15 protein-coding genes are annotated in these 18561 nt (G+C 49.7%); 4 read left to right on the top strand and 11 right to left on the bottom strand.

The window, feature by feature from the left end:
* Positions 1-72: 72 nt before the first annotated feature.
* From murB to ASF12_RS10540, 10 genes are all read right to left on the bottom strand, one after another.
* Complete coding sequence (murB, locus tag ASF12_RS10590; RefSeq protein WP_056033763.1) at positions 73-948, bottom strand: UDP-N-acetylmuramate dehydrogenase; 876 nt, start codon at positions 946-948, stop codon at positions 73-75.
* Between the two features lie 35 nt (positions 949-983).
* A complete protein-coding gene (locus ASF12_RS10585) occupies positions 984-2285 on the bottom strand; it encodes a glycosyltransferase (RefSeq protein WP_056033761.1) in 1302 nt (433 codons plus the stop codon).
* On the bottom strand, positions 2278-3438 hold the full coding sequence (locus ASF12_RS10580) for a glycosyltransferase (RefSeq protein ID WP_081418744.1): 1161 nt from the start codon (positions 3436-3438) through the stop codon (positions 2278-2280). Before ASF12_RS10580 ends, ASF12_RS10585 begins: the two co-directional genes overlap by 8 nt.
* Positions 3435-4934, bottom strand: coding sequence for an O-antigen ligase family protein (locus ASF12_RS10575; RefSeq protein WP_056033755.1), 1500 nt, complete (start codon positions 4932-4934; stop codon positions 3435-3437). The genes ASF12_RS10580 and ASF12_RS10575 overlap by 4 nt, the downstream gene beginning before the upstream one ends.
* A 4-nt stretch (positions 4935-4938) precedes the next feature.
* Positions 4939-6078 carry a glycosyltransferase family 4 protein gene (locus ASF12_RS10570; RefSeq protein ID WP_046233572.1) on the bottom strand — a complete coding sequence of 380 codons (1140 nt, stop codon included), beginning with the start codon at positions 6076-6078 and terminating at the stop codon, positions 4939-4941.
* Between the two features lie 199 nt (positions 6079-6277).
* Positions 6278-6943: a sugar transferase gene (locus ASF12_RS10565; protein ID WP_081418743.1), complete on the bottom strand. Its 666-nt coding sequence runs from the start codon at positions 6941-6943 to the stop codon at positions 6278-6280.
* On the bottom strand, positions 6940-7857 hold the full coding sequence (gene galU, locus ASF12_RS10560) for a UTP--glucose-1-phosphate uridylyltransferase GalU (RefSeq protein WP_056033922.1): 918 nt from the start codon (positions 7855-7857) through the stop codon (positions 6940-6942). Before galU ends, ASF12_RS10565 begins: the two co-directional genes overlap by 4 nt.
* Before the next feature lie 649 nt (positions 7858-8506).
* Positions 8507-9184 (bottom strand): CpsD/CapB family tyrosine-protein kinase, encoded by a 678-nt coding sequence (locus ASF12_RS10550; RefSeq protein WP_056033748.1) that lies wholly within the window; start codon positions 9182-9184, stop codon positions 8507-8509.
* Positions 9165-9917, bottom strand: coding sequence for a YveK family protein (locus ASF12_RS10545; protein ID WP_056033745.1), 753 nt, complete (start codon positions 9915-9917; stop codon positions 9165-9167). The genes ASF12_RS10550 and ASF12_RS10545 overlap by 20 nt, the downstream gene beginning before the upstream one ends.
* Before the next feature lie 276 nt (positions 9918-10193).
* Positions 10194-10628 (bottom strand): hypothetical protein, encoded by a 435-nt coding sequence (locus ASF12_RS10540; RefSeq protein WP_056033742.1) that lies wholly within the window; start codon positions 10626-10628, stop codon positions 10194-10196.
* A gap of 1054 nt (positions 10629-11682) precedes the next feature.
* On the opposite strand from ASF12_RS10540, the gene ASF12_RS10530 reads away from it, so the two are divergent.
* The 3 genes from ASF12_RS10530 (at position 11683) to ASF12_RS10520 (ending at position 15705) form a co-directional block, all read left to right on the top strand.
* Positions 11683-13497 carry an HSP90 family protein gene (locus ASF12_RS10530; protein WP_056033737.1) on the top strand — a complete coding sequence of 605 codons (1815 nt, stop codon included), beginning with the start codon at positions 11683-11685 and terminating at the stop codon, positions 13495-13497.
* Between the two features lie 27 nt (positions 13498-13524).
* A complete protein-coding gene (locus ASF12_RS10525) occupies positions 13525-14580 on the top strand; it encodes a hypothetical protein (protein WP_056033734.1) in 1056 nt (351 codons plus the stop codon).
* 72 nt (positions 14581-14652) lie between these two features.
* Positions 14653-15705 (top strand): hypothetical protein, encoded by a 1053-nt coding sequence (locus tag ASF12_RS10520; RefSeq protein WP_235533120.1) that lies wholly within the window; start codon positions 14653-14655, stop codon positions 15703-15705.
* 132 nt (positions 15706-15837) lie between these two features.
* Here the strand turns inward: ASF12_RS10520 and ASF12_RS10515 are convergent, their stop codons facing one another.
* Positions 15838-16395 carry a stalk domain-containing protein gene (locus ASF12_RS10515; RefSeq protein WP_081418742.1) on the bottom strand — a complete coding sequence of 186 codons (558 nt, stop codon included), beginning with the start codon at positions 16393-16395 and terminating at the stop codon, positions 15838-15840.
* A gap of 415 nt (positions 16396-16810) precedes the next feature.
* Between ASF12_RS10515 and ASF12_RS10505 the strand changes: the two genes are divergently transcribed.
* Entirely contained in the window at positions 16811-18541 is a 1731-nt protein-coding gene (locus tag ASF12_RS10505; RefSeq protein WP_056033722.1) for a methyl-accepting chemotaxis protein, read from the top strand.
* Positions 18542-18561: the final 20 nt, after the last annotated feature.

Here is an 18561-nt window from a genome sequence, read left to right as displayed (position 1 = left end):
AATCGGACGTTCCACTTCTCCAACCAGCCTTTTCACTCCGCTCGCCTTTTTCCTCACCCTTTTGTTTTTTATTTATACGAACAGCACTTCTGGCTCCATAAGGATGCCGAGTTGCTTGGCTACTGTCGTTTGCATCAGCTCAATGAGCCGCTTTACGTCGCTGGCTGTGGCACTGCCTTGATTAATGATCCAGTTCGCGTGCACCGTACTAATCTGTGCGCCGCCAATAACAAAGCCCTTCAGTCCGACCTCTTCGATCAGTCTGCCGGGATGCGGGCCTTCGGGAGGGCTTTTGAAGGTGCTGCCCACTGTTTTGACATTGATGGGGAACTTGCCCTTGCGGATGTCCGCCGCCCGCTTCGTCGCTTCCATCACCTGCGCGGGATCGCTTGCCGCTTCAGCCCGGAAACGCGCGCTCACAATAATGTGGCGCCGATCCAGAAACCAGCTCCGGCGGAAGGAAAACTGCAGCTCCTCGGCGCTGCTCGTAATCACCTCGCCCGTGTCGCTGACATGCGTGACGCTGCTGACGACATCGCCGATTTCCTTGCCGATGCAGCCAGCATTCATAACGAGCCCCCCGCCTACGCTGCCGGGAATGCCTGCCATAAAATCGAATCCGGCAATGCCTTCATTCGCCATGGAATACGCCAGCCTTGGCAGCGCTACGCCCGCTTCCGCATACAGCTCGCCGCCTTGAAGGCCATATTCCTTCATGCCTTTGCCGACATGCATGACGACACCGTCAAAGCCCTCGTCACCCACAAGCACATTCGAGCCATTGCCGATAATGAGCAGCTTCCAGCCGAAACGCTCGCAAATCGCCGTTACAAAACGAATGTCCTCCACGCTTTTCGGAACGACGTAATAACGGCAAGGGCCGCCCACGCTCATCGTCGTAATGCGGCTTAGCGGAACATTAGCTTCGTGCACAATATGTTCGAACAAGCTCCTCCACTCCTCTATCTTCGTCTTTATCGATACTAAGCTTTGCTGCCCACGCTCCGAGCGGCTTTACTAGTTGTGCTGCTTCTTGGTGAAACGGCTGCGTCCAGCGCCGCTGCTCCTGGCAAGTTCGCTGCCCGCAGCGCCTCAGGTGCGCCTGCGCCTTTGATATGCGCATCCACGACGGCGAGCATCGTATCAATGCGCGACTCCCAGTCATGCTTTTTCGCTTCGGCAACACGATCCAGGATTAACTGCTCGTAATTGTCTAGCAGCCCCTCATTCAACGCCAGCCCCAGCTGTTTGTCGAAGGCATCAGCATCTGCGGCAACATAGCAGTAGGAATAGTAATCCCTGACCGCTGGCAGCGGCGTCATAACAACCGGCTTGCCTGCTGATAAATATTCAAAAAATTTCATCGGAAACATATTCGTCGTGTATTCGTTAATGACGTTAGGCAGCAGGCAGGCATCGAAGCCTTTCAAATAACCCGGCAGCTCGCTATACGGCTTCGGCCCGATCAAATGAATGTTCGGCGTCTGGCCAAGCCGATCTGCATCGGTCCATGGGTCGCCCTCTCCCACCTGTCCAATGAACACAAAATGCACATGAGGGTTGCGGGACGCGACCGTTTCGATTAATGCCAAATCCAGCTTGTAGCCGCTTATAGCACCAATGAAGCCGACCTTGGGACCCTTCATCCGCAAAAGCTCCGCAGGAATGGCCGTGTCTGGCGACAACGCCTTGTTAAAATGATTGAATTCCGCTACATTCGGGCTGTAATAAGTGCTTTCGTTGATCGCCTTGCGCGTCTCATACAGATTGGGTGCCGTAGCAAAAACAACATCGACATCCTCCACCAGCCGCGCTTCCTGCTCCTTAATAATTTGCTCGGGCATGCCGGGCTGCGCGGAAATTTCGTCTACGCAGTGGTAAACCGACAGCTGCTCGCTCATATTCAGCAGCGGCTGCGTCAGCGGATTGTATGTCCACAGCACGTAATCCTCCATCCCAAGCTTCCGGGCGAAATGCTTCACATACTGCCGGACAATAAAAAAGTTCAGCTTCCGAACGAAGCTGAACCGCTGATAAGGGATGACGACTGGCGACCATACCCATAGATTTGTTTTTTTGTGCTGCAGCCCGCTAAAAAATTGACTGAGCCGCTTTATAATGCGCTTAATATCCTTGCCATTGCTTGACGGCTTGCGAAGGCCAAGCGAATTCAGATACAGCACCTGATGTCCGCGGCCCGCGAGCCTGTCGGCAATATGCTGCTTATTCGTCCAGAAGGGGTTATCCCAATCGGCGGTTGACACAATAATAAATGGCTTAGACATGCTGCTTCTCTCCAATATATTGTTTATAGAGCTGCTCCAGCTTCTCCGTCTGCAAGCGCAGATCGAACTGCTGCTCAACAAAGGCGCGGCCATTTTGTCCAATGGCTGCGCGCAGCGGCTGGCTGGTTACGAGCATATCGAGCTTTTCTTCCAGCTGGGCGGCGCTGCGCTCCTCTACCAAATAGCCGGTTTTGCCATTTTGCACTGCGTCCTTAATGCCGCCGCTGCTGGTGGCAACAACGGGAAGTCCCGTTCCGGAAGCTTCCAAAATGACCATGCCGAGCCCTTCCTGATCGCCATCCTTCGCTGTTACGCTTGGCAAGCAGAAAATATCCGAATCGCTGAGCCGCTTCAGCACCTCATGGTGGGGAATGCTGCCGAGGAACGTAATTCGCCCGCTCCCAGCTCCCGATGCAGCAAGCTCAGTCAGTGCCTGCCTCAGCGGCCCGTCTCCGGCAATGACGAGGCGCACATGCTCGCGCCGGGCTGCCAATCGGTGGAACGCTTCAATTAAATAAGCGATGCCCTTCTTCTCGGTCAGCCGGCCAACGGTCATAATCGTAATCGTGTCACGATCCGGTGCTTCCCGATAAAAAACTTTAGCCAAATCGATGCCGATATAATGGATTTTGATTTTTTGCTCAGGTACGCCATGCGCCATCAGCTTCTGCTTAATATGGTTTGAAACGGCAAGGAACAACGTTGTGTCCCGTACAAGCCGCTTAAACTTCATATAGTAGACGAGCCAGGAAAGCGGCCCAGGCATCAGCTTCGGCAGCCGTGTAATATCGTACCCGTGAAACGTAGCGAACAGCGGAATGCCGCGCTCCTTGCAGACGGGAACCGCATAGACCGCATCTACCCCGAAGTGGGCATGCACAAGCTCAATCTCGCGCTGCTCAACGATTCGGTTAATATGGCGCGTGGAGGTAACGGTCAGCGTGTAAAGCAGCTTCGTCAGCTTCTTCTGAAGCGATGATCCTGCCGCGCCAACAATGGTGTTGATGCTCCATTGATTAGGGAATTTATCGCGATTCGCGACCTCCCGGGTAATGACCTCCACCTGCACATTCCGATATTGATTCAACTGCTCATAAATAAACGTTTCCGATGCAGGCAAAAAGGTATTTCTCAGTACGCCAATCCTCATCATTTTCCTCCAACTTCTGCCGTCTGCGGCATCAAAGCCCGCTCCTGAATCACTTGCCCATCGCCGCTGCCCGCCAGATTTTCGCTCTGGCTTCTGCTATCGTTGCTGCTTCGCTCTTCCTCGCTATCCTCGCGCTGCTCGTACAAGATAAGCCCCGCAAGAAAGAAGAACACAGAAGCGACCCGCAGATCATGCAGGAAAAAGTTATCAAACATTCCCTGCACGATAACGAATAACGCTGCTCCTATTACACAGCTATCGAGTGCCGAGCCTGTGCGATAATAAAGGCAAATGCCGCGCCATAAAATGCCGAACAGCAGCAAAATGAGGGCAATCAGTCCAAACAGGCCGCTCCACGTCCACATAATGACAAACAAGTTATGCGGCGGATACTTGCTGCTAAAACCGACCGTCGCTGCGTAAAATGGAAAAATCCGCTCCCAGCCGCCATAGCCAAGGCCCAGCAGCGGATGCTCGGCAAAGTTTTGGAAGGTGAACTTCCAAATATAAGCCCGGGGATCGCCTTCGATCGCATCGGCATTCAGCCTGCTCGTCAAATTCGTAATAATATCGCCCGTCACGACAAAAGGAATGATCGCTGCCGGTATGACGATCAGCAGCGACAGCTTGAACAGCTTTTGCACGCGGAACCGGATGCACACATAAGCCAGCACCACAATGCCAAGCGCGAGAACGCCAGCGCGTGATTGCGTCGCCAGCATAGCGCCTAAATAAATGAAGCAGATGCCGAGCTGCAGCAGGCCGCCCTTGCGAAGCAGCAGCGACAGTGCAATACAAAGCATCATCCCGAAAAAAACCGAAGCCACATTCGTATTAACGAACAACGTTCCCGCCTTAAAGGGGTCCAAAATGTTAGCTTTAATATCTACATTAATTAACGCCGCCAGCGTATTCGGCTCGATCAGGAAGCTCGCGATTTTCGACCTTAAAAATTGCAGCTCCTGATCAGGAACAATAATAAAATAAATGTTCAGCAGGCCAATCGGCAAATACACATGCTGGATGCCGCGAAGCGTCTGTTCAACGGAAAGCCCGCGAGCCCGGTAATAGTAGCCCGCCAGCAAAGCGAGCAAACCTATGATGGAATAAGCAATCAGCTTAAAGCCGAGCACCCGGTCCGGGGCATAAATAATGCCCACCGCCATCGCGATAAGCAAGGCAACATAATAACGAACAAGCCGCTGTGTGCGAAAATAATGCATCAGCTTTCCTTGCGAAGCCGAGCGCAGCAAAAGTATAACGAGCACGAGGCTCGACAGCGTCACCGAAACCGCAAGCGGCAAATACAACTGGTAGGCCAGCAGCGCAGGAATGACGACATAATAAATGGCGTCTTTCCTAATCGCGACATAAGCGAGCGCTCCAGCAGCAACGAACAGCAGCACGTAAACATGCTGTACGGAAGCGAGGCATATAACGCCCAGAGACAGCAGCATCGCGGCATAAAGCGCCAGCTTGTTCGGCAAACGGGCAAGCATCGAGCTAGGCCTGCACTTTCATCGGGTTAAACCGTTCATTGAAGCTGCCGCTGACGATGCTGGAAATGTGGTACAGAAACGCCTCCACCGAAAACTGCTGTGCATTTTGGCGGCAGTTCGCATCCGTCATCATCCAGGACAGCAGCTCAAACTGCCGTACCGCATCAATGACCGATTCCGCATCCTGCTTCTCAAAGAACAAACCGGTTGGATTGTTCTCGCCCAGCCCTTTGACGATATCCTGGGCACCGCCCTTGCCGTAAGCAATAACCGGCGTTCCCGCTGCCTGAGCCTCCACCATGCTAATGCCGAAGTCCTCTTCACCTGCGAAAATAAAAGCTTTAGCCTGCTGCATATGCTTAAGCAGCACGGCATTCGGCTGGTAGCCGAGCAGCTTGACGTTCGGCGTTGCCAGCTGCTTCAGCGTCTTCATCTCCGGGCCGTCGCCGATGACGATCAGCTCCTTGTCCGGCATTTTGGCAAAAGCCTCGACAACGAGATCAATCCGCTTATACGGCACAAGCCGCGAGGCAGTAAAATAATACTCTTTCCGATCCTGATTGGAGTGATTGCCGAACGCCTTCACTTCAACCGGCGGATACACTACCTGTGCCTGGCGGCGATAAATTTTGTGAATGCGCCGGGCGATGTAGGACGAGTTCGCAAGAAACACATCTACGCCGTTCGCTGTCCGCACATCCCACATGCGAATTTGGTGCAGCAGCAGCTTGGATACGAGCTGCTTCAGCTTGCCCAGCTCGCTTAAATATTGATGCTGCAAATCCCAGGCATAACGGATCGGCGTATGCACATAGGAAATATGAATTTGATCAGGGCCCGTAATAATGCCTTTCGCGACCGCATGCGAGCTGGATATGATGACATCATAGCCGGATAAGTCAAACTGCTCGACCGCCAGCGGCATAAAAGGAAGATACGTTTTGTACATTTTTTTCGCAAAAGGCAGCTGCTGAATAAAAGTTGTAATCGGCTTTTTTCCCTTCAGCATATGGCGGTCCTTTTCTTCCAGAAAATCAATTACACAGAACAGGTCCGCGTCAGGGTAAATATTCAGCAGTTGTTCTACTACCTTCTCTGAACCTGCATAGGTTACCAGCCATTCATGAACGATAGCCACTCTCATAGGGCAACTCCTTCTTCGTGCGTAGTGTCTTATGGCATATAGGGGAAAGCTGCGTGAAAAGGTTGGTCTCCGGCCGCTGTTGCAGCTTCATTTTTTGAATAAACCGCCTTTGCGGTAAAATGAAGCTGCAAAAATCGGACGCTACCGCTCCTCCAACCAACCTTTTCACTCCGCTAATCCTTTTTGCCATTTTTTGATTTCAATAAGCGCCTTTACGCAGCAGCACGATAATGACTGTGCGATACAATATTTTCAGATCCAGCCATACGGACTGGTTGTAGACGTAGAACAGCTCAAGATCGACGCGCTCAGGATACCCGACGTCGCTGCGGCCGCTTACTTGCCAATAGCCGGTTACTCCCGGCTTGACCGATAGGAAGGGGACCGCCTTCTCTCCATATTCCTTCAGCTCGTCACGCACGATTGGGCGTGGTCCCACCAGGCTCATCTCGCCTTTCAGCACATTGATGAGCTGGGGGAGCTCGTCCAGGCTCGTTTTGCGCAGGAAGCTGCCGATTTTCGTGACGCGCGGGTCTTCGGATGGATCAAGCTTGTAGCTGTTGTCGATATATTTTTTGTACAATACCGGGTCGGCGCGCAGCCGCTGCTCGGCATCATGCAGCATAGAGCGAAACTTGATGATGCTGAACGTATTGCCCTTATGTCCAATCCGCTTCTGCTTGAAAAAAACCGTGCCCTTCGGATCGCTGATCTTAATCAGCAAAGCGACTAGCATGAACACCGGAAGCAGAAAAATAATGCCCGCGAGCGAGCATAAGACATCAATGATCCGCTTCGCTGCGGCTTGCAGCGAGAGAGTCAGCGTGCGGGCTTCCGATTTGTATTGTGGCCGATTTACACTCATACGCTATCCCTCCTCAGTGCTTTGAGCTGGCTAGCCTGCTGCTGCTCAACAATTTCCTCAAGTGCCGTCATGAGCGGAAGCTTAAGCTCCTTATTGCGCAGGGCGAAATCAATCGTCGTTAAAATAAAGCCAAGCTTTTCTCCGACATCGTAACGTTTGCCTTCAAAATCATAAGCAAAAACGCCTTCGCTTTCATTCAGCTTTTGAATCGCGTCGGTTAATTGAATCTCATCGCCTGCGCCCTTCTCCTGCAGCTCCAGAAAATCAAAAATTTCCGGCGTCAGCACGTAACGGCCCATAATCGCCAAATTGGACGGGGCATGTCCCGGCTTCGGCTTCTCGACGAAACGGTTAACCTGTACGAGCCGGCTGCCTTCTACATCCATCCCTACCGGATCCACAATGCCGTAACGCTGCGTCTGATCGACGGATACGGTCTGAACGCCGATGACCGATTTGCCCGTCGCATCATATTGTTCAATAAGCTGCCTTGTGCAAGGCACCTCGGATTCGACGATGTCATCGCCGAGCAAAACCGCGAATGGCTCATTGCCGATAAATTTACGGGCGCACCATACAGCATGTCCCAGCCCTTTTGCTTCTTTTTGACGAATATAATGGATTGTTACATTGGAGGAACGCTGCACGGCTTGCAGCAGCTCCAGCTTGCCTTTCTCAATCAACGTGTGCTCCAGCTCAAATGCGATATCAAAATGGTCCTCAATAGCTCGCTTCCCTTTACCTGTTACGATAATAATGTCTTCGATACCGGATGCGATGGCTTCCTCGACGATGTATTGAATCGTCGGCTTGTCGACAATCGGCAGCATCTCCTTCGGCATTGCTTTTGTTGCAGGCAAGAAGCGCGTTCCAAGTCCAGCTGCAGGAATAATTGCTTTTGTCACTTTTTTCATCATCCATCACCCTATCCTTCTTCGTTTTTTTTCTTTAATTGGAAGCAGTTCATGGGAGTTAAAAGTTCCAGCTATACTCTCGTGTGCCTTGCTCCTCTCCTATACATGATCGTATAGCTCGAACTTCTAAATGCTTTCACTCCTTTTCGCCCGTTTTTCTGCACGTAATTTGGGAGAGGAGCTCGGTGAAAGGGGATCGGCGCTGCGCTTGCCCCTTTCACCTAAACTCCTCACTAAATTAAAGGGCATCTAACCCCTCCTCACCCCACACCACCGACGCTCTACGTCTAAGGCCGTTCGCGGCCCACAGCATGATCGAGTGCCTCCAGTGATATAGGTGCAGGAGACATTACCTTTAAAAACGTTAATTCTCTTTACTTGTGGTTTAAAAAAATGGTGATGAAAATGGCGAAGCGGAATGAAAGGCTTGAGCTGGAGAAGCGTAGCGTTCGCTTAAAGCTTTCCGTAGGAAAGCAGCATCGTAAGCATATGCTTTTACCCTTGCGTTCCCCCCTATTAGGGGCTATTTCGAGGAATGCAAGGGTAATGGCGATCGGAAGCCAAGCCTTTCATGCAGTGGAGCTTTTTTCATTCACGCTTTTAATCATCCGATAAAGAGATTACAACTACTCAAAATGAAACCTCACACTCATTGGTAGTAATATAAATACCCTTCCGAGCTGCTCCGCTTGATTTTATTGAGTACTACCCCTAAAATCCTCGCTTTCACATGCTCCAGGCTCGCCTTCGCTTTAATGGCGACCTCCTTCTTGACTGTGCCGGAATCGATGACGAGGACGACGCCGTCGGACTTGGATGCTACGATTTGCGCATCCGTCACGACCATGATCGGCGGGGTATCGACAATGATAATGTCGTAATGCTCCTTCATTTTTTCCAGCAGCTGGTCCATTCGCTTGGATGCCAGCATCTCTGACGGGTTCGGCGGAACTGGTCCTGCCGGTAAAATGCTGAGCCCGCTCACCGAGGTGGCTTGAATCGCGGTCTCCCATTCCTTCTGATTGCTCAGCACCGAGGTTAGGCCAATTTGATTGGATACCCGGAACAGCTGATGCTGCGTCGGCTTGCGCATATCGGCGTCAATCAACAGCACCCTCTTGTTCGACTGCGCATAAGTGACAGCAATGTTGGCCGAGGTTGTGCTTTTGCCTTCATTCATCTTCGTGGAGGTGACCATCAGAGTACGAATTTCTTCCTCCAAATTGGAGAAATCAATATTCGTTCTAAGGATGCGGTAAGCCTCCGATATCGGCGACTTCGGGTTCGTTTCCGTAATGAGCGGCCAATTAGGTTTCGTACGTGACATTATTTTTCCCCCTCATCGGTCGGTCTATGGAATTGTCCTTGTGCTTGCCTAGATCAACCTCGCGAATTTTCGGAATGAGCGACAGCGTCGGCAAGCCAAGCACCGCCTGAATGTCCTCCTCCGTCTTAATCGTATCGTCGAGATAATCGAGCAGCAGCGCGAATCCAATGCCTACCAGCATAGAGAGTGCAATCGCAATCGCAATATTCATCGTCGGCTTAGGCGACACAGGAGGCGGTGTGAGCGTATGATCGGCTTCGTACAAAATCGACACATTATCAACCTGCATCAAGCTCGGCAGCTCCTGCATGAACACCTCCGATACCGCATTCGCAATGTTCGCGGCCCGGCTGTAAGAGGAATCCTTTGCAGTGACGGACATCACCTGCGTGTCGTTGACTGAGGTTACGCTAATCCGTTCAATCAGCTGGCCTGTCGTAAGGCCAAGCTCAGGATACTTCTGGGCAACCTTCCCCATCACCCTCGGCGTTCTTATAATTTCCTTGTACGTCTTCACCAGTTGAATGTTGGAGTTGATCGTGCTTAGATCCAGCTTGGCGATAATATCGTTTTGACTGCCTGTCTGATTAACGATCAGTTTGGTCGACGCCTCATATTCCGGCTGTTGAAAATAATACGAATAGATGCCTGTGGCGATCCCTGCCATGCAGACGAGCGCTGTTATCAACCAGATTCTTTTCTTCACAACGTGCCAATATTGTTTTAATTCCAATGCGTATACCTCCATAAAAAATTATTCAAAACGCGACCTATTGGGTAAAAAAAAGAGGTACCTACCATTTTCGCCGCCCAGCTGCCCGGCCCTTTTAAGCAACTTTCAGCATCGGGCAGGCAGCCATTTTACACCTTTCTCTATGATTCGACAGTTTTATCCTTTTGCGAAATTACTCAATATGAGCTTTTTCGACTTGATTATATTCATAAAGAATAACTTTTTCAAGGTGTTTTGAAAATTAGTTTTCTGAATTTTCAAAACTTTCATTTACATTTAGGCCCTTTTCGCGAGTCTGTTCTCCGACAAAAACTGTTGGAACGAACCGCCCTCAAGGACATGGTCCATCATATCTTCAAACGTGCCATTAATTCCTTTTTTACGCAGCAGCAGCGTCAGCAACTCGGCTAAATCAATACGAGGCCTTGCCTCGGAAGGCACATAACGCTGCTCTTCATAATCGAATACCATTTCCTGCTTAATTGGATATTGCGCCATAAACAGCCATTCCGTCAGGCTTCTTCCTGCGGTTCTCCCTGGTTCGGGCGCAAACATTGGATCGTCAGCAAGCTTTTTGAAAAAGGCCTTCGCTTTCAGAGAGCGCTGCTTCTGCTGCACAAGCTCGTGGAGATCATCAGCGATTTGATCGGGCTGCTCTCCCACAACGCCGTAATCATTCACCCGTCTGAGTGATTGTTGATTCGTTACCATCCTAATCCCTCCACACTTTTTTTTGAAAATATAAGCAGGCAACCTATCCAATGCGCTCTTTTTAGTATGTCGTATATTATGCGTATTGAATAAGTATAAAAGAAGAAAACCGAAAAGAGTGTCAGTTTGTGTCGAATTAAATAAATTGATCATTTAGCCCATTAACTACCCCACGCGTCCTATATCCAAATTCAGTAAATTGTTGAGGTATTGTATAACCGTGCTTTATTGTCTACAAAAGGCCACTTTCAGCATAGGTACAGCGGTTAAGCTGCATCAGGCAAAATGAGAACTTTATTGCGCTTTTTAGACGCAACAAACAGACGTTGATTCGCTAACGGCAGGCGGAGCGGCATGTCAGTTTATTTTATAGGCGCCATGCGGCATGACGGCGTTTTGGCCTTCGCTTTATTTTCAGAAAAATGAACAAAAAAACGCTTGCGCTCTGAACGAATGTTCTAAGCTTTGCAAGCGTTCTAATGTTTCAATAATCTATCCCGAATTGTCTGATTCAATAGCCGCATAAGGCTAGTTAATTAGCTTTAATATTAACCAAATTAAGAGGATCCAGAAGGGCAGCGCGAGAAGAATACCGTTTAATATGCCGACTTTTAGGCTTCCTTTGCGAAAGAACATTGTATGCCGCCTCCTTCTATTATACTGTATAGTTTTATTATACCCCATTCCTTTCCTCCTATACCGATCCAATCAGCATGCGTGACTATTTGGAAACTTTAGGTAGTCATTAAGGGGATAGGCGTATGGGCCTCTTGACTCATTATGCTAAAACGGCGCTTTTTTGTCATCCTATCAGGGAGGAGACGCACCGAAAACTTTGTTCCCTATTTTACAAAAAAATAAAGCTTCCTTCTCGCTTCTTCTATTCTAGTGTCCACCTCTGCGACTATAGCTGTTTGAAAGATAGGAATTTAGGGTATAAGCTTATGGGCCAAACGGCTCATTATGCTATAAATATTGGAATTGCATGTATGGAAAATAGTAGAATAGTTAGGACGATAAAAACTAAAATCCTTCTATAATAAAGGAGAATCCGATGAGCAACGAACAAGAGTATCGCTTTCAAGTTAATTTAAGCGGAATGATTAATATACTTTCCAACCATTTATATAGCAGCCCTAATGTTTATTTGCGCGAGCTTCTGCAAAATGCAACGGATGCTATTACAGCACGAGGACAGCTTGAGCCTGGTTTTACCGGAAATGTGACGGTAGAAATTTCAGGCAGCGGCAGTGGAGCGACGATGACGGTTGAAGACAACGGCGTAGGGCTGACCGAGGAGGATATTCATCAGTTTCTAGCGATGATCGGACATTCCTCCAAGGTTGGTCAAGATTTTATTGCAAAAGAAACCTCGTTTATCGGCCGCTTCGGCATCGGTCTGCTGTCCTGCTTTATGGTCAGCGACGAAATTGTCGTTCTTACCCAATCGGTGAAGGGCGGGCCATCCATGGAATGGCGCGGCAAGCCGGACGGAACGTATACGATCCGCCAGCTGAGCACCCAGCTGGCACCGGGAACGAAAATTTATTTGCGCTGCAAGCCAGATAGCGAGCCTTATTACGAGCCGCAAATGGTTGAGGATTTACTATTCTATTATGGCGCTCTGCTGCCCTATCCGGTTAGGCTGCATGCAAATGGAGACGCGAAGACGATTAACGAGTCGCGGCCTGACTGGATTTTGCAGCCGGAGCTGGCGCGCGGCCGTCGCCGCGAGGTGCTTGCCTTCGGCGAAAAGCTGCTGGGCGAGCCGCTGCAGGATTTCATCCCGCTCCAAACAGCGAATGGCCGTACGGGCGGAATCGCCTTTATTTTGCCGCATAGTGTGAATCTGAATGCCCGCCGTTCCCATAAAGTATATCTGAAGCAAATGCTCGTCTCCGATAAAGCCGAAAATATTTTGCCGGAATGGGCGTTTTTCGTCAAATGCCTCATCTGGACAGATGAGCTTCAGCCGACGGCATCACGCGAGCATTTCTATGAGGATGAACGGCTGGAATCGGTGCGCGAGGAGCTTGGACAATCGATCCGCAATGAGCTTATGCGCATAGGCGAATATGAGCCTGACCGCTTGCAGCGCATCATTCAGCTGCATGCTTTGTCGATGAAGGCACTCGCTGCGCAGGATGAGGATTTCCTGCAAACCATTTACCGCTGGATTACATTTGAAAGCACCTACGGAGAACGAACATTTGGCGAGCTGATGGCCGATAATAAAAAAATATTTTACACGTTATCTGTTGATGAATACCGTCAAATTACCCATGTGGCCGCAGCACAATCGATGCTCGTCCTCAATGGCGGCTATATTTATAACCATGAATTGCTTGAGCGCTTGTCGATCCTTCTTCCTGAGCTGGATATGGAAAGGCTGCTGCCGGAAGATGTATCGCTGTCCTTCGAGGACTTAACGAATGAGGAGCGCAATCAATTTTACGAGCGAATTCGCCTTGCAGATGGGGCATTGCAGCGCTTCCGCTGTCAAATTCAGCTCAAACGTTTTGCTCCAGCAGAGCTTCCTGCCCTTTATACGCTGTCGAAGGAATCATCGTCGCTGCGCTCCTTAGAGAAAGCGAAGGAAAACAGCTCGGACTTGCTCGCTTCCGTACTCGGCAACCTTGGCGCGAACTTTACGGAATCGGCGTATTCGACGCTTTATTTTAACTTAAACAATCCGCTCGTCCAGAAAATTTTCACCAGTGCCGACAACCAAATGTTCACAACCGCTGCCCAAATGCTGTATACGAATGCTTTGCTGATGGGTCATTATCCGATGACGCGCCAGGAGCTTGGTGTACTGGGCCAAGGCATGGTTAAATTTATCGACTGGGGACTATCGTCGAACGCTTAAATGCTAGATGCAGAAGGAGGAACATGAATGGAACTCGATTTTGAAGATTTAATGGATCAGGCCTACGATCTGCCCCCCGGCGCAGCTAAGCTTGAGGTGCTGGAGGCTGCCGTGAGAATAGCAGATGCAGAAGGCGATACCGATAACGCCTTTGAGGCAAGAGGCGAAATTGTGGAGACGGCTATTTTTCACGGTTACCCGCTCAAAGCGATTATCGCTTTCTCTTGGCAGCTGGGACAATCTGACCATCAACCCGATCATTACGATAGCAGCGATTTAATGTGGTCCTACAAATGGATCGTCGGCAACATTTCGAATTTCCCGGAAATCCCGATGCCGCAAATTCAGGAGCTGCTGGAGGATTTGGGCAAACGCTATAAGGAGCATGGCTACAGCCGCCGCACTTATTTGTATTACCGCTCTCGCCTTGCCTTAAGCCATGGAAAGCTGAATGAAGCCAAGGATTTTCTCGAGCAGATGGTGAAGGTCGATCGGGACTATATGACTGACTGTATCGCCTGCGAGCAAAATCATATCGTGGAGCTTTACGCGCAATTGGGCGAAGATGAACAAGCTTTAAAGGCGGCAGAGCCGATTTTATCCGGCAAAATGAAATGCGCTGAGGTTCCTCATATTACACTGCCGCACCTGCTTTCGCCTTTGCTGCGTCAAGGCTCGCCAGAAGAAGCCCAAAAGCTTCATACGAAAGGCTATCGACTGGTCAAAGGCAAGCGCGATCTGCTCGCTAGCGTCGCACAGCATATTCATTATTTGACGGATGTGAATCCGGCGAAGGCGGTAGAGGCCGTCGAGCTGCATTTGGCATTTATCCTTGACCATGAGAATCCTTATGAGGTCATGCGATTTAATCTGTTCACAGCACGGCTGCTGAAGAAGCTAATTAGCGAGGGAGCTGAAGTAAAGCTGCGTCTGCCAGCCTCCTTCCTCGCGTTGCATGAAGATACAAGTCTGCCCGCGCTTGCTGCGCACTTTGAAGCACTCGCGCTATCGGCAGCAAAACGTTTTGATGCTCGCAATGGCAATGATTATTATAGTAATAATGCCGCGAGCTTGCTCGTTTAACTCGCCTGATGAGGCCTCTTGGCGCTTCTATTGCCATGTATTTAACAAATAAACAGAGGAGCATCTATGGAAATGGATTTTGAGGATTTAATGAACCAGGCGTATGACCTCCCTCCCGGCGCTGCCCAGCTCGAGGTGCTGGAGGCTGCCGTTCGGCTCGCAGATGCCGAGGGTGATATCGAAAATGGTTTTTATGCGCGCCACCAAATCGTGAAAACTGCTGGATTTCATGGCTTCCCGCTGAAGGCGATTATCGCCTTCTCCTGGCAGCTAGGCCAATATGATCAAAACCCTGAGGAATATGATGGCAGAAGCTTGTTATGGCGATATAAATGGATCATCGGCACCATTTCGAATTTCCCAGAAATTCCAATGTCGCAAATTCAGGAGCTGCTGGAGGATTTGGGCAAGCGTTATAAGGAGCATGGCTACAGCAATCGCACTTATTTATATTTCCGTTCCCGGCTCGCCCTTGACCATGGCAAGCTTGATGAAGCCAAAGATTATCTCCAGCAATTTATGAAAGCATTTCGGGACCATATGAGCGATTGCATCGCCTGTGAGCAGCATTATATTGTCATGCTATATTCAAGACTGGGCGAGGATGAGCAAGCATTAAAGGCAGCGGAGCCGATTTTATCAGGGAACATGAAATGTGCTGAGGTACCTCATATTACGCTGCCGGAGCTGCTCCTGCCTATGCAGCGCCTAAACCTCCATGAGGAAGCGAAAAAAGCGCATACGAAAGGCTATCGCCTCGTCAAAGGCAAACGCGATCTGCTGGAAAGCGTCGCCCAGCATATTGAATATTTGACGGCAACCAAGCCAGCTAAAGCGATTGAGGCTGTAGAGCTGCATTTGGCTTTCGCACTTGATCATGAGAACCCTTATGAAGTGATGCTGTTTAATCTATGTACGGCACGCCTGCTGAAGAAACTGGTTCAAGAAGGATCGAATGTGATGCTTCGGCTTCCCGCCTCCTTTCTTGCGGCGCATGAAGATACCAGCCTTCCAGCGCTCGCCGCTTATTTTGAAAACCTCGCCACTGCGGCGGCACAACGTTATGATGCACGCAATGGCAATGACTTTTATAGTAAAAAGGTAGCCGATAAGCTGCTCTTATAAGGTGTCTGGCGAAGCTGCCTAGTGCACAATAAGTGTGAAACTTATAATGCTTATATTTCAAAAAAATCCCCGCAAGCGGACACTTTTTCAAGTGATCGGCTTGCGGGGATTTGTATTTGTGGACGGTTTGTCTTACATTGCTTTGGTCAACGTAATGGAATGATCGGCTTTGCCCCAATGTACGTTCCAGCCAAGCAGTTCCGTAATGAAGCGAAGCGGCACGACCGTCCTGTTGTCGGAGTTGACAAATACTTTAGCGCCTACGGATTTTTTCATGCCGTTTACTTCCATGAAGTCTTTGTTCATCCAAAATTTCAGTGTGTCGCTGCCTGCTTTGATCGTAACCAGCTGCGCTTTTTTATCCCATTTCACGTCAGCGCCAATGCCTTCGCTCAGGTAGCGAAGCGGAATATAAGTCATGCCGCTCCAGATGAATGGCTCTGTATACACCGGCTGAGTATTCGTCCAAGACGATCCATTCGTTGTGAAGTAAGCCTTCCCTTCTTCATTTGCTGATTTAATAATGGCGCCATAATCTCCTACGGCTATATAAACATTGTTTCCGTAAGCAGCGTCTTTGATTGCGCCTGCGGGCAAATCCTCCCAGCTCTTCGTTGTAAATGTATCCGGCGCAGGAGCTGCATAAATGGAAGGGGGACTAACTTGAAGCATGATGAGTAAAGCGAGCATAAAAATTCCTATTCGTGGCCATATCGATGCAGGCCATGCATCCCGCCGGATTCACACTCCTCTATGCTTCATTTATACTCTCTCTGATGACGCCACCCAGCAGCTTCTAAGCTATAAAGGAGTCAGGAAATTTCTAGCTGCAATTAAATTCGACAAATTACAACATATTACTCCAATAAAAAGACGGATTACGACCTAAATTTTTATCGAAATGTGTCGAATCTTCAATCGGCCGTAAACCGCGTCCAGCAAGGCTTCATTCAAGAAAACAGCCTATCATTTTCCCCACCTCTTTTTCCCTAAGGCTTCGATACAATTATTTTTAAAACGCTCTATAAAATCGTTATGGAAAACGTGATTTTCACCGATATATAAAACATATTAGGTTAACTTTTAGAAAAGAGGGCGGGATTCTATGTTAAAACTATCTTTACGCTGGCGGCTTGCTCTGCTTGCTGCAATTCCGCTTATTGCGTATGTGCTGTCGAGCTTGTATTACCTGAACGGGCAGCAGCAAATTGTGCGTACGATGACAGAGGAGATTTATGACACATCCAATCAGGTCAATTCACTGATTTTGAACGCAGACCGTGACATGTATCAAGCTTTTCAAGCGTATTTAAAAGTGGAGTCTGGTACGTTGAACGCGGCTGAAACGGAGGAAGCCCGCAAAGAGTTGTCCGAGAATATCGCGCAGGTATCCGAACGTGTTGGAAAAGCAAACGTTATTATTGAAGCGCAATCTTTGCAAAAATTGGCATATGGTGAGTCTGGCCGCACGATTGAGGATATTCTGGGCCAGTTTCAGCCGAAATTTGAATTATGGTCCTCTGCTGCCGTACAGGCTGCTGCCGGGGACCAGCACCAGTTCCGCAATGCCGAAATTGACGACGCTTTTAAATCCAGCCGCTCCGGTATTGACGAGATTGGAGAAAGCTTAGACAAGCATTCGGAGCTGACAATAGCGGCCATCAACAAGCAAGTAGAGCAAAATCAGCTTGTAGCTTTCATAGCAACTACTTTAGTTACGCTTCTTTTAGTCATCGTTGTTATCATCACCGTCCGTCAAATTATGCGGACAGTCCGCATCATCGTCGCAAAATCTAATCAAGTGGCAGCGGGAGATTTGACCGTGCAGCGGGATAAAAATCCTGGAACCGATGAGCTTGGCCGCATATCAGCCGCCGTCGATCATATGATTGACACGATGCGCAAGCTCATTAGCGGCATTTCGGAGTCCGCGATCGAGGTAAGCGCTGCCTCCTCCCAGCTGACAGCCGCATCCCAGGAATCGACTGAGGCGGCAGAGCATACCGCGATTCGGATTCAGGAGGTTGCTCAAAGCTCGATGGTTCAAGCAAGAACGGCGCAGGAGACGTCCCGTGCGATTGAAGAGATGGCGGTGGGCATTCAGCGGATTGCCGAAAATACAACTTCCATTGCGATGCATTCCTCTGGAACGTCGGAACAAACCGAGCAAAGCCAGCAGGCATTGAATATGCTCGTTAACCAGATGGAGGACATTCGCTCCGTCATAACGAAGCTGTCCGAAAGCATTCATTCCCTTGAGCATCGCTCGCAGCAAATCGGCAAAATCGCTCAAAATATTACCGCATTCGCCGGTCAAACGAATATTTTATCACTGAACGCCTCCATTGAGGCTGCACGTGCAGGGGATCAAGGCAAAGGGTTTGCCGTTGTGGCAGAGGAAATCCGCAAGCTGGCAGCGGCCTCGCTGGAATCAGCGGAAGGCATCAATACGCTCGTAGCTGGCACGCGCAGTGAAATTGCCAGTGCATCGAGCTATATGGCGACAACCGTTCAAGAGGTCGAAAATGGCGGCGGACAGCTGAACGTTGTGCGGGAGCGGCTTGATGCCATCTCGATCGCGATTGAGCAAATTGCGAATCAGCTCCATGATAATTCGGCTATTGCTGAGCAATTATCCGCAGGCTCCCAGCAAATTAGCGCTTCGACAGAATCAGCTGCGGCAGGCGCTGCCTCCAATTTGGAGAAAACCGATGACGTGGCGGCCGCAACAGAGGAGCAGCTTGCACAGATGGAGCATATCGCATCATCGGCCCAATCGCTGAATCGCATTGTCGGCGATCTAGAGGCGGCAATTTCCAGCTTTAAAGTGAACTAACGAAGGCTGCGTTAAACAGA

This window comes from Paenibacillus sp. Leaf72 (assembly GCF_001422685.1).
In the GTDB taxonomy this organism is placed as follows: domain Bacteria; phylum Bacillota; class Bacilli; order Paenibacillales; family Paenibacillaceae; genus Pristimantibacillus.
The sequence above is the reverse complement of the archived record's forward strand: the minus strand, read 5'-3'. Positions and strand labels throughout refer to the sequence as shown.

What these genes read in the sequence shown, in the direction of transcription:
- ASF12_RS10585 (WP_056033761.1), bottom strand. Translation starts at nt 2,285, where the DNA reads ATGTCTAAGCCATTTATTATTGTGTCAACCGCCGATTGGGATAACCCC.
- ASF12_RS10580 (WP_081418744.1), bottom strand. Translation starts at nt 3,438, where the DNA reads ATGATGAGGATTGGCGTACTGAGAAATACCTTTTTGCCTGCATCGGAA.
- ASF12_RS10575 (WP_056033755.1), bottom strand. Translation starts at nt 4,934, where the DNA reads ATGCTTGCCCGTTTGCCGAACAAGCTGGCGCTTTATGCCGCGATGCTG.
- ASF12_RS10570 (WP_046233572.1), bottom strand. Translation starts at nt 6,078, where the DNA reads ATGAGAGTGGCTATCGTTCATGAATGGCTGGTAACCTATGCAGGTTCA.
- ASF12_RS10565 (WP_081418743.1), bottom strand. Translation starts at nt 6,943, where the DNA reads ATGAGTGTAAATCGGCCACAATACAAATCGGAAGCCCGCACGCTGACT.
- galU (WP_056033922.1), bottom strand. Translation starts at nt 7,857, where the DNA reads ATGAAAAAAGTGACAAAAGCAATTATTCCTGCAGCTGGACTTGGAACG.
- ASF12_RS10550 (WP_056033748.1), bottom strand. Translation starts at nt 9,184, where the DNA reads ATGTCACGTACGAAACCTAATTGGCCGCTCATTACGGAAACGAACCCG.
- ASF12_RS10540 (WP_056033742.1), bottom strand. Translation starts at nt 10,628, where the DNA reads ATGGTAACGAATCAACAATCACTCAGACGGGTGAATGATTACGGCGTT.
- ASF12_RS10530 (WP_056033737.1), top strand. Translation starts at nt 11,683, where the DNA reads ATGAGCAACGAACAAGAGTATCGCTTTCAAGTTAATTTAAGCGGAATG.
- ASF12_RS10525 (WP_056033734.1), top strand. Translation starts at nt 13,525, where the DNA reads ATGGAACTCGATTTTGAAGATTTAATGGATCAGGCCTACGATCTGCCC.
- ASF12_RS10520 (WP_235533120.1), top strand. Translation starts at nt 14,653, where the DNA reads ATGGATTTTGAGGATTTAATGAACCAGGCGTATGACCTCCCTCCCGGC.
- ASF12_RS10515 (WP_081418742.1), bottom strand. Translation starts at nt 16,395, where the DNA reads ATGCTCGCTTTACTCATCATGCTTCAAGTTAGTCCCCCTTCCATTTAT.
- ASF12_RS10505 (WP_056033722.1), top strand. Translation starts at nt 16,811, where the DNA reads ATGTTAAAACTATCTTTACGCTGGCGGCTTGCTCTGCTTGCTGCAATT.